Genomic DNA, 10515 nt, shown 5'->3' on the forward strand with positions numbered 1-10515 from the left:
AAAGCTTTCGTTTTGAAGTCATAATAGTAACACATTTATTAGTTTGTAAATGTGTCTACCTATATCAGGATAAGACAAACCCTTTCTGAAGTAATGAAAAGGAGGGCGTTCCTTTGCATTTTCAATTAAATTCCATAGCTTTGTTCTTTGAAAACCTATATATAAAACCCTACGAATATGACCAAATTTGAAATAGAAGAGAAAATAGTCTCCATGCTCAAGACCGTATTCGACCCGGAAATACCGGTAAATGTATACGACCTGGGACTGATTTACAAAATAGACGTCTCCGACCAGGGAGAAGCCTCCATCGACATGACGCTGACTGCCCCCAACTGTCCGGCAGCCGACTTCATCATGGAAGATGTGCGCCAGAAGGTGGAATCCATCGACGGCGTAACCTCCGCCACCATCAATCTCGTTTTCGAACCCGAGTGGGACAAGGACATGATGAGCGAAGAAGCGAAACTGGAACTGGGATTCCTTTAAATCAGTTGAAAGTTCAAAGTTGAAAATGGAAAGTTGAAAATGAAGAATGTATATTTCCTCTCGGATGCTCACCTGGGCTCACGAGCCATCGAACACGGACGAACCCAAGAACGGAGGCTGGTCAACTTCTTGGACAGCATCAAGCACAAGGCATCGGCCGTATACCTGCTGGGAGACATGTTCGACTTCTGGTACGAATTCCGTACCGTAGTGCCCAAAGGATACACCCGCTTTCTGGGCAAGCTGTCCGAACTGACCGACCTGGGAGTAGAAGTCCACTTTTTCACGGGAAACCATGACCTTTGGTGCGGCGACTATCTGACCAAGGAGTGCGGCGTCATGATACACCGCGAACCGCTGACCACCGAAATCTTCGGAAAAGAGTTCTACCTTGCCCACGGTGACGGGCTAGGCGACCCGGACAAGAAGTTCAAGATGCTGCGCGCCATGTTCCGCAGCCGTACCCTACAGACGCTGTTCTCTGCCCTGCACCCCCGCTGGAGCATGGAGCTGGGACTGAACTGGGCCAAGCACAGCCGCTTGAAACGCATAGACGGGAAAGAACCCGCATACATGGGAGAAAACAACGAATACCTGGTGCTCTACACCAAGGAATACCTGAAAAGCCATCCCAACATCAACTACTTCATCTACGGTCACCGCCACATCGAACTGGACCTGATGCTGAGCAGTACCGCCCGCATCCTCATCCTCGGCGACTGGATAAACTACTTTTCGTACGCCGTCTTTGACGGCGAGAACCTCTTCCTTGAGAATTTTGTGGAGGGAGAGACGAAGCTATAACCCGCATTTCCAAACTGTTAACCATCATACCATTACCACCCATGAAACCTTTAAGACTGAAAAACATGATTGCCGGATGCCTGCTCGCAGCAGGAGCATTGCCGATATGGGGACAATCCGGCGCCCCGACACTTGTCATCCGCATTGACGATCTCGGTGCCCTGCATTCCGTCAACGAAGCCTGCATCCAGACCTACCGCTCGGGTATTGCCCGCAGCGTGGAAGTGATGCCCGTAGCAGCCTGGTATCCAGAAGCCATCAAGATGCTGAAAGAAAATCCGGGACTGGACGTCGGCCTGCACCTCGTCATCACCAGCGAGTGGGAGAACGTGAAGTGGCGTCCGCTGACCCACTGCCCCAGCCTGACGGACGAGAACGGCTATTTCTACCCGATGATGTTCCCTAACCCCGCCTATCCGGGACAGTCCATCATGGAGCAGAAATGGGACATCAAGGAGATAGAGCAGGAGTTCCGCGCACAGATAGAGACGACGCTGAAAAGCATTCCGCAACTCAGCCATCTGTCCGGACACATGCTCTCCACCGGTTTCAGCAAGGAAGTGAACGAGCTGGTGCAACGGCTCGCCAAAGAATACAACCTGCCGTCCATCGACCGCATGGACTCCTCCAAGGACTACCGGTTTACCTACATCGGGTACGACGGCCCCAAAAGAACCGCCGAAGAAAAGGAGGCTAGCTTCATCAAAGCATTGGAGAAGTTGCAACCGGGCCAGCGCTACCTTTTCTTAGACCACCCGGCACTGGACAACGATGAAATGAAAACCGTCTTCCACATCGGATATGAGGACGTGGCGCTGGACCGCCAGGGAGTGACCGACCTGCTGACAAGCCCCCGCGTCCGGAAAGCCATTGAGGACAAAGGCATAAAGCTGATTTCCATCAACCAACTGACCAAGGGCCTGCCCCGCGCCGCCGCTACTCCGAAGCTGGACAAGGCCATGAACAGATATCTGGATGCCGTAAAGAAAGCCGGACAAGACCTGCACAGTATCATGATTGTGCAACACGGCAATGTCATTGCCGAAGAATGGATGGGCGAAGGGAAAGAGGATGAGCCTCACATCCTGAACTCCGTCAGCAAGACATTCACCGCCACCGCCGTGGGACTTGCCGCCTCCGAAGGCAGGCTGAAGCTGACGGACAAGGTCATCTCCTTCTTCCCCGACAAGCTTCCGGCAACCGTCAGCGAAAATCTGGCAGCCATGACCGTACGCGACCTGCTGACCATGAACTGCGGGCACGACACCGACCCCACCGGAACGGTACGCAAAAAGGCGGACGCCGATTGGGTGCAGGAGTTCCTTGCCTTCCCCGTGGAGCACAAGCCCGGTACCTTCTACACCTACAACAGCCTGGGAACCTACATGCTCTCAGCCATCGTACAGAAAGTGACGGGCGAGAAAGTGGTGGATTATCTCTATCCCCGTCTGTTCCGCCCGCTTGGCATCGTCAACGCCCGGTGGCAGGAAAGCCCGCAAGGCATCAATACCGGAGGCTGGGGGTTGTACCTCAAAACGGAAGACCTTGCCAAGATGGGACAACTGTTCCTGCAGAAAGGAAACTGGAACGGACAGCAGATTCTGCCCGAAGAATGGGTAAAGGAGGCATCTGCCTGCCAAGTGCCCTCACTGCCCGCCGGCATGAAACCGGAGATGCTGAAGAAAGCGAAGATGAGCGCCAAGACAAGCGACTGGCTGCAGGGCTACGGCTACCAGATGTGGCGCTGCCGCCACAACGCCTACCGTGCCGATGGTGCCAACGGACAATACATACTGGTGTTGCCGGACAAGGATGCCGTCATTGCCGTCACCGCCAACATCCCCGACATGCAGGCAGAGCTGAATCTAATATGGAAGTACCTGCTGCCCGCGCTATAAAACGTTTATTCTTATAAACGATTACGAAAAAGTGAAGGTTACCGGAACTTTTTCCCGGCATGGTTGTAATAACATCATAACATTAAAAACATTAGCGTCATGGATGATATGATTTACAGAAACGACCCGATTGCCGAAGAGAACATAGACCCGCACGGACGTCCGGCAACGGATGAATTCGAGGAATGGAGCGAAGAGGTCTCCGAACGGACAGATACCGGATACAAGGACCAGAAAATAAAATCTGCCAAGGAACGGGAGAAACGTATCCGGGAGATGGATGAAATTATAAAGAAGGACCTTAAGGAATAAATAGACAGCCACCACAGATTACACGGATTCTCACAGATTAGTCTCTTATACTTGATATCAGAGCTTCCAATCTGTGAGAATCCGTGTAATCTGTAGTGACTTTCTATTATTTGTATCCACCAGCCTTGGCTATGCGTTTCGGGATTTCCGTGTTGTCCATCTTACCCACGAACAGCTTGGAGCCTGCACCTACTGCGAATACCGGCACATATCCGGCTGTATGGCCACCGCTGGTCCAGCCTACCATGGCAATCTGGCTCATTACCTTCTTGGCGGCAACAGCCAGGGGCTCAGTCTTGGCATAAAGACTTTCCTCAAACACTACATGCTTGTTCACGAATGATTCTTCGTAAGCATCACGCAGCATCTTCTCCTGCTCCCAGCTCACCGGCAGTTCTTTCCAGAAACCCATCTTTTCTGCCAGGAATTCCTTCATTTCCGGCCAGTTGATAACCTTGCGCATCTTGCGTAAGTCCGTGATGGAACGTGAAAGGATATCCTGAGACTGCTTCTGCTTGGCAAGGGCTTTCAGTTGAAGCTCGTACTTACCGGTACCCAGACCCAGACCACCGGTTTCATGGTCGGCAGTTACCACAATCAGCGTTTCTTTGGGATGCTTCTTATAGAACTCGTAAGCCACCTTGATGGCGTTGTCCATATCCACCACTTCCTCAAAGACTGTGGCGGGGTCGTTTCCGTGGCAGGCCCAGTCAATCTTTCCACCTTCAACCATCAGGAAGAAACCCTTGTTACTGCCTTTGGTCAGGAAAGAGATGGCACTTTCGGTAATTTCGGCCAGCGTCAGGTCGCCTTCCTGGCGGTCGATGGCATAGGGCAGGCAAGAAGGCTCTGCCCCTTCTTTCTGGATAAGAATCATCTTGTCCGCCTGGGCAGACTTCGACTTATATTCGTCAAGGCCCCTTGCAACGGTATAGCCGGCTTCTTCAAAGATAGGGAAGATGCTCGGAGCCTCTTTCTTATCGGCAGTGGTAGTCGGTTTCAAGAAACCACCGCCTGCATAGAAGTCGAAACCGGCTTTCGGCAGGTCGAGGGCTATCTCGTAATACATGCCACGGTCCGGCTGATGGGCATAGAATGCGGCGGGAGTAGCATGGTCTACACTGACGCTGGTAGTTACCCCAACTTTCTTACCGGACTTTTTGGCTCTCTCGGCCACACTCTGAAGCACACTCTTGTTATCGTCCATACCAATGGCGCCGTTGTAGGTCTTTGCACCGGTAGCCAGGGCTGTTCCGGCAGCAGAAGAGTCAGTCACCGAGTTGGTGGCAGAAAAGGTAGTTGCCATGCTGGCAACCGGGAAAGAAGTGAACAGCAAAGGCTTTACACCGATGCGCCCTTCTTGTTCGGCCAGATACATCTCCGTACCGTTCACCTGGTTCACACCCATTCCATCACCGATGAAATAAAACACGTACTTCGCCTGCTGGGCATAGGCCATGCCGCTGGTCAGCAGTACAAAGAACAACACATACATTAATCGTTTCATAAGCAGTTCTTATTTAAAGTTATTCGAGAAATTGCCTTTATTGTTTTTAACCGAGTAACAAAGATAGGTATTTTAAAGGATTCGGAAAACATTTCGCCCCTACAAATACATTACATATTTGCAGGGGCGAAACCACATCCGGACTCCGGGAAGCCGGAACCGGGAAATATTACAGCGATATTACTTCTTCAGAATATCCATCGTGTCCGAAGCAATCATCAGTTCCTCGTCAGTGGGGATTACCACCACCTTCACCTGAGAATCTTCGGTAGAGATAACCATTTCTTCACCGCGTACTTTGTTCTTCTCGGCATCCAGCTTTATGCCCATGAATTCCAGGCCTTCACATGCACCCCAGCGGGCACTTGCCTGATTCTCGCCGACACCACCGGTAAATACCACGATATCCACACCACCCAAAGCAGCGGCATAGGCACCGATATATTTCTTGATGCGGTAGAAGTACATTTCTTCAGCCAGAACAGCCTTCGGATTGCCGGCAGCTACGGCATTTTCCAGGTCGCGCATGTCACTGGATTCACCGAAGATACCCAGCACACCGCTCTTCTTGTTCAGCAGGTTGGAGATGCCGTTGGCATCCAGACCCTCTTTCTCCATGATGAAGGAAACGGCACCGGCATCAATATCACCACTGCGGGTACCCATCATCAGACCTTCCAGCGGGGTCAAGCCCATGCTGGTGTCTACACACTTACCGTCCTTGATGGCAGTAATGGAACCACCGTTGCCAATGTGGCAAGTGATGATTTTCTTTCCTTCCGGCTCTACACCTAGGAACTCGCAGACGCGCTGCGATACGTAGCGGTGTGAGGTTCCGTGGAAACCATAACGGCGTACGCCGTACTTTTCATAAAGTTCGTAAGGCACGGCATACAGATAGGCATGCTTCGGCATGGTCTGATGGAAAGCCGTATCGAACACACCAATCTGCGGAACATTAGGCAGAATGGCAGATATTGCATTTACCCCCTTCAGGTTAGCAGGATTGTGGAGCGGAGCCAGGTCGTTGCAGGCAGTGAAGGCGGCAAGCACTTCCGGCGTCAGCCGTACAGACTCGCTGAACTTTTCGCCTCCATGCACCATACGGTGACCTACGGCATTGATTTCGTCCAAAGACTTGATGGCTCCATATTCAGGGCTTGTCAAAGTGTTCAGGATAAATTCCACACCTACGGTATGCTCTGGAATGTCCTTCTCAAGAACTTTCTTCTCGCCACTGGGCAAGGTGAACTTCAGGAAAGAGTCCTTCAAACCAATTTTTTCGATACCACCCTGGGCGATAACTTCTTTCCGGTCCATATCAAACAATTTGTATTTGATGGACGAGCTACCGCAGTTCAATACTAAGATTTTCATACTATATATCAGATTTAAAAGTTATTCAGCATTCTTTTTGGCAGCAATGGCCTGATTGGCAGTGATGGCAATCATGCGATACACATCCTCGATGGAGCAACCGCGTGAAAGGTCGTTCACCGGACGGGCGATACCTTGTAGGATAGGTCCTACGGCATCAGCATGTCCCAGACGTTGCACCAGTTTGTAGGAGATGTTGCCCACTTCGAGGCTGGGGACAACCAATACGTTAGCATGTCCGGCGATAGAAGAACCCGGAGCCTTGCTTGCACCTACTTCCGGCACCAAAGCTGCATCGGCCTGCAACTCACCGTCGATGGCAATATCGGGAGCCATCTCCTTGGCAATCTTCAATGCCTCAACCACTTTATCCACCACTTCGTGCTTGGCAGAGCCCTTGGTAGAGAAGCTCAGCATGGCAACTTTCGGGTCGAGACCGGCAACTGCCTGGGCTGTACGTGCCGTACATACGGCAATCTGTGCCAATTGTTCTGCATCGGGCACCGGAGTCACAGCCACGTCACCCATCACCAGGATACCGTTCTTTCCATATTCAGGAGCATGTGTCAGCAGCAGCATGGCACCCGAAACGCAAGTGATGCCCGGGGAAGTCTTGATAATCTGCAAAGCAGGGCGAAGTACATTACCCGTAGTGTTGCGTGCACCTGCCAACTGGCCGTCAGCGTCGCCGTTCTTTATAATCAGGCAGCCCAGATAAAGCGGATCGACAACCAACTTGCGAGCCTCTTCGATGGTCATGCCTTTCTTTTTGCGGAGCTCGCAAAGCAGTTGGGCATATTCTTCTTTCTTAGGATGGTCTTCCGGGTCGATAATGGTAGCTTTGTTTATATTTCCCAGCCCCCACTCTTTGGCACAAGCCTCTATCTCGGCAGGTTTTCCAAGGATAATCAAGTCGGCTACTCCGTCAGTCAGGATTTGATTGGCAGCTTTCAGTGTACGCTCTTCCGTACCCTCGGGAAGAACAATTCGTTGGCGGTTTGCTTTGGCACGCTCAACAATTTCGTTAATTAATCTTTGCATGATATTTTAATTGTCTATTAAGAATCGGCAGTATGTGTTATTCACGCCGCAAAAGTACACAATTTTGCAATATCTACATTGCAAACATCGGTCTTTTTACCGTTCAGACCATAATTATTATAATATTTAACATTAGGTATTCCCAGCATTCATGTGTACGCACACGTGCCCCTCTGCAACAAACAATTACCCGTCCGGCAGGAACAACCCGCCCGACTCTACAAACGACATAAAAAAAATCAGGATACAACGATAACAAGCAATACATAGAATACCTACCTTTGCAGCGTTTTCAACGTATAACAATAGGTATTATAATAATATGATTCGTCAATGCGCCATCCTTTTCGGATGCTTAGCTTTGGGTGAACTGATTGTTTTCTTTACGGGTATCAAGTTACCTTCCAGCATCATCGGTATGCTGTTGCTCACCCTATTCTTGAAATTGGGTTGGATTAAACTGCACTGGGTGCAGGGTATGTCCGACTTCCTGGTTGCCAACCTGGGCTTCTTCTTCGTACCGCCCGGTGTAGCTCTCATGCTTTACTTCGATGTCATCGCCTCCGAGTTCTGGCCGATAGTGACCGCTTCCATAATCAGCACCCTGCTGGTGATTGTAGTCACCGGATGGGTTCATCAACTAACACGTAAAATCAAATGAACTTTTTAGAAAACGAATTTTTCCTATTGGCTGTCACCTTCGGGATTTTCTTTCTGGCCAAACTCCTGCAGAAAAAGACCGGCATCATGTTGCTGAACCCCATCCTGCTGACAATTGCCATCCTCATTGTCTTCCTGAAGATGACACATATCAGTTATGAGACCTACAATGAAGGAGGACATCTGATAGAATTCTGGCTGAAACCCGCTGTTGTAGCCCTGGGAGTCCCCCTATACCTCCAATTGGAAACGATTAAGAAACAGCTGCTCCCCATCATGCTGTCACAACTTGCCGGCTGCATTGTGGGAGTTATCTCTGTCGTGCTGATAGCTAAATTGATGGGGGCTTCCGACGAGATTATCTACTCCCTGGCGCCCAAGTCGGTCACTACGCCGATAGCCATGGAAGTAACTAAGTCGCTGGGCGGCATTCCCTCACTTACCGCCGCCGTAGTGGTCTGTGTAGGCTTGCTGGGAGGAATACTGGGCTTCAAGACCATGAAACTGACCCACATCGGCAGTCCTATGGCACAAGGCCTTTCCTTGGGAGCCGCCGCCCACGCGGTAGGAACTTCCACAGCCATGGACATCAGCCGCAAATACGGCGCATTCGCCAGCCTCGGCCTGACCCTGAATGGTATTTTCACTGCATTGCTGACCCCAACTATTCTGCGATTATTAGGGCTACTCTAACAAAATCTTCTTATTTTTGTTATCTATAATCATAACCAACTAAAAACAACGTATGATTTCATTTAAAGATATCGAATTACAAGACAAAGAACTGATTACTTCCTATACACAGAACAGTCCGCGACGGAATTGTGACCTCTCATTCTCCAACCTATGCAGCTGGCGTTTTCTATACAATACAAAGTTTGCCATCATGGACGGCTTCCTCCTGCTGAAATTCTGGGCAAACGACGAACTGGTGTACATGATGCCGATAGGTAACGGAGATTTGACAAAAGTACTGGACGCACTGGTCGAAGACGCACACCGGGAAGGGGAACCTTTCTGCCTGCTGGGAATATGTTCGGGCATGTGCTCGGAACTGGAAGCCTTCATGCCCGGAAAATTCCAGTTCACAGCAGACCGGGACTATGCCGATTACCTCTATCTGCGTACAGACCTCGCCACGCTTGCCGGAAAGAAATTCCAGTCCAAACGGAATCATGTCAACAAATTCAAACGCACCTATAATTACGAATATACTCCCATCACTCCCGACCGCATCCAGGAATGTCTGGACCTGGAAGCCGAATGGTGTAAGGCCAACAATTGCGACCAGCATGAAGGAACGGGCAACGAACGTCGCGCACTGGTCTACGCCCTCCACAATTTTGAAGAACTGGGATTGACCGGAGGCATCCTGCATGTAGACGGCAAAATTGCCGCCTTCACTTTCGGAATGCCCATCAACCAAGATACCTTCGGAGTACATGTGGAAAAGGCCGACACCAGCATAGACGGAGCGTACGCAATGATTAACTATGAATTTGCCAACCATATCCCCGAACAATATGTCTACCTCAACCGTGAAGAGGATTTGGGTATTGAAGGATTGCGCAAGGCCAAACTTTCGTACCAGCCTGCCATTATTCTGGAAAAATACGTGGCATGCCTGAAAGATGAACCGGTGGAAGCTATCAAATGGTGAGAGTAAGGATTAGAGATTAAGGATTAAAAGGATAAGGGATTGATGATACGGGAAAAGGTAAAGAACTTATGGAAGCTCTGTTTCAATGATAGCGAGGAATTTACTGAACTGTATTTTCGGCTCCGCTACAACAATGATATCAATATTGCCATCCAAAGCGGCGAAGAAGTGATTGCCGCCCTACAGATGTTGCCTTATCCTATGACGTTCGAAGGAGAAGATATTCATACGGCCTATATATCCGGCGCCTGCACACACCCTGATTACCGTAACCGGGGCGTAATGCACGAGCTGTTATCACAAGCCTTTGCACGGATGCTACACAATAATGTCGCCTTATCCACCCTGATACCGGCAGAACCGTGGCTGTTCGACTACTATGGCCGCAGCGGTTATGCCCCCGTATTCCGCTATGCCGAAGAGACCTTTATCGCTTCCGGTACACCGACAGCCGATACGGGCCTTACTTTGGAAATGTCTGCCGAATATACTGAAAAAAGATATGAATATCTCGACCGGAAATTGCGGGAGCGCCCTTGCTGCATCCAGCATACGGAAGAGGATTTCCAGGTTATCATTGCCGATTTACAACTGGGACAGGGCTTCGTTTGCACATTGAGCAATGGGGAGGAAATCACGGCTTTGGCCATTACCTATCCGATAGGGAAAGCCAACTGGCGCATTGGAGAAATCGTGTCGGATACTCCCGCAACAAAAACTTTACTGCTTCAACATATCTGCCAAAGCTTGAATCTCCCGTCCATCCG

At 50.2% G+C, this 10515-nt stretch carries 11 protein-coding genes; 8 read left to right on the top strand and 3 right to left on the bottom strand.

Going from position 1 to position 10515, the window contains the following annotated elements:
• Window positions 1–177 precede the first annotated feature (177 nt).
• The 4 genes from ABUA47_RS11940 (at window position 178) to ABUA47_RS11955 (ending at window position 3503) form a co-directional block, all read left to right on the top strand.
• The gene (locus ABUA47_RS11940; RefSeq protein WP_005824875.1) at window positions 178–489 is read left to right on the top strand and encodes a metal-sulfur cluster assembly factor; all 312 of its coding nucleotides are present in this window, start codon (window positions 178–180) and stop codon (window positions 487–489) included.
• A 39-nt stretch (window positions 490–528) separates the two neighbouring features.
• Window positions 529–1293: a UDP-2,3-diacylglucosamine diphosphatase gene (locus ABUA47_RS11945; RefSeq protein WP_005824878.1), complete on the top strand. Its 765-nt coding sequence runs from the start codon at window positions 529–531 to the stop codon at window positions 1291–1293.
• A 41-nt stretch (window positions 1294–1334) separates the two neighbouring features.
• Window positions 1335–3191 (top strand): serine hydrolase, encoded by a 1857-nt coding sequence (locus ABUA47_RS11950; protein WP_035449873.1) that lies wholly within the window; start codon window positions 1335–1337, stop codon window positions 3189–3191.
• Between the two features lie 99 nt (window positions 3192–3290).
• Window positions 3291–3503, top strand: coding sequence for a hypothetical protein (locus ABUA47_RS11955; protein WP_008662841.1), 213 nt, complete (start codon window positions 3291–3293; stop codon window positions 3501–3503).
• Window positions 3504–3609: 106 nt separating this feature from the next.
• Here ABUA47_RS11955 and ABUA47_RS11960 read toward each other — a convergent pair whose 3' ends face one another.
• The 3 genes from ABUA47_RS11960 to pta all read right to left on the bottom strand — a co-directional run bounded on the left by ABUA47_RS11960 (window position 3610) and on the right by pta (window position 7428).
• The gene (locus ABUA47_RS11960; RefSeq protein WP_005824885.1) at window positions 3610–5010 is read right to left on the bottom strand and encodes an alkaline phosphatase; all 1401 of its coding nucleotides are present in this window, start codon (window positions 5008–5010) and stop codon (window positions 3610–3612) included.
• A gap of 180 nt (window positions 5011–5190) precedes the next feature.
• Window positions 5191–6387: an acetate/propionate family kinase gene (locus ABUA47_RS11965; RefSeq protein ID WP_005834728.1), complete on the bottom strand. Its 1197-nt coding sequence runs from the start codon at window positions 6385–6387 to the stop codon at window positions 5191–5193.
• 21 nt (window positions 6388–6408) lie between these two features.
• A complete protein-coding gene (gene pta / locus ABUA47_RS11970) occupies window positions 6409–7428 on the bottom strand; it encodes a phosphate acetyltransferase (RefSeq protein WP_005824889.1) in 1020 nt (339 codons plus the stop codon).
• A 322-nt stretch (window positions 7429–7750) separates the two neighbouring features.
• Between pta and ABUA47_RS11975 the strand changes: the two genes are divergently transcribed.
• The 4 genes from ABUA47_RS11975 to ABUA47_RS11990 form a co-directional block, all read left to right on the top strand.
• On the top strand, window positions 7751–8089 hold the full coding sequence (locus ABUA47_RS11975; RefSeq protein WP_005824896.1) for a CidA/LrgA family protein: 339 nt from the start codon (window positions 7751–7753) through the stop codon (window positions 8087–8089).
• Window positions 8086–8781 (top strand): LrgB family protein, encoded by a 696-nt coding sequence (locus ABUA47_RS11980; RefSeq protein ID WP_005824898.1) that lies wholly within the window; start codon window positions 8086–8088, stop codon window positions 8779–8781. Before ABUA47_RS11975 ends, ABUA47_RS11980 begins: the two co-directional genes overlap by 4 nt.
• A 52-nt stretch (window positions 8782–8833) precedes the next feature.
• The gene (locus tag ABUA47_RS11985) at window positions 8834–9748 is read left to right on the top strand and encodes a DUF2156 domain-containing protein (protein WP_005824900.1); all 915 of its coding nucleotides are present in this window, start codon (window positions 8834–8836) and stop codon (window positions 9746–9748) included.
• Between the two features lie 42 nt (window positions 9749–9790).
• The coding region (locus ABUA47_RS11990; protein WP_349831619.1) for a GNAT family N-acetyltransferase at window positions 9791–10515 on the top strand (725 nt) is incomplete at its 3' end.

Source organism: Bacteroides sp. RTP31139st1_H2_RTP31139_211217, from assembly GCF_040227615.1.
GTDB lineage: Bacteria > Bacteroidota > Bacteroidia > Bacteroidales > Bacteroidaceae > Bacteroides > Bacteroides uniformis.

Coding starts and splice junctions, on each gene's coding strand:
- ABUA47_RS11940 (WP_005824875.1), top strand. CDS start 178: ATGACCAAATTTGAAATAGAAGAGAAAATAGTCTCCATGCTCAAGACC.
- ABUA47_RS11945 (WP_005824878.1), top strand. CDS start 529: ATGAAGAATGTATATTTCCTCTCGGATGCTCACCTGGGCTCACGAGCC.
- ABUA47_RS11950 (WP_035449873.1), top strand. CDS start 1,335: ATGAAACCTTTAAGACTGAAAAACATGATTGCCGGATGCCTGCTCGCA.
- ABUA47_RS11955 (WP_008662841.1), top strand. CDS start 3,291: ATGGATGATATGATTTACAGAAACGACCCGATTGCCGAAGAGAACATA.
- ABUA47_RS11960 (WP_005824885.1), bottom strand. CDS start 5,010: ATGAAACGATTAATGTATGTGTTGTTCTTTGTACTGCTGACCAGCGGC.
- ABUA47_RS11965 (WP_005834728.1), bottom strand. CDS start 6,387: ATGAAAATCTTAGTATTGAACTGCGGTAGCTCGTCCATCAAATACAAA.
- pta (WP_005824889.1), bottom strand. CDS start 7,428: ATGCAAAGATTAATTAACGAAATTGTTGAGCGTGCCAAAGCAAACCGC.
- ABUA47_RS11975 (WP_005824896.1), top strand. CDS start 7,751: ATGATTCGTCAATGCGCCATCCTTTTCGGATGCTTAGCTTTGGGTGAA.
- ABUA47_RS11980 (WP_005824898.1), top strand. CDS start 8,086: ATGAACTTTTTAGAAAACGAATTTTTCCTATTGGCTGTCACCTTCGGG.
- ABUA47_RS11985 (WP_005824900.1), top strand. CDS start 8,834: ATGATTTCATTTAAAGATATCGAATTACAAGACAAAGAACTGATTACT.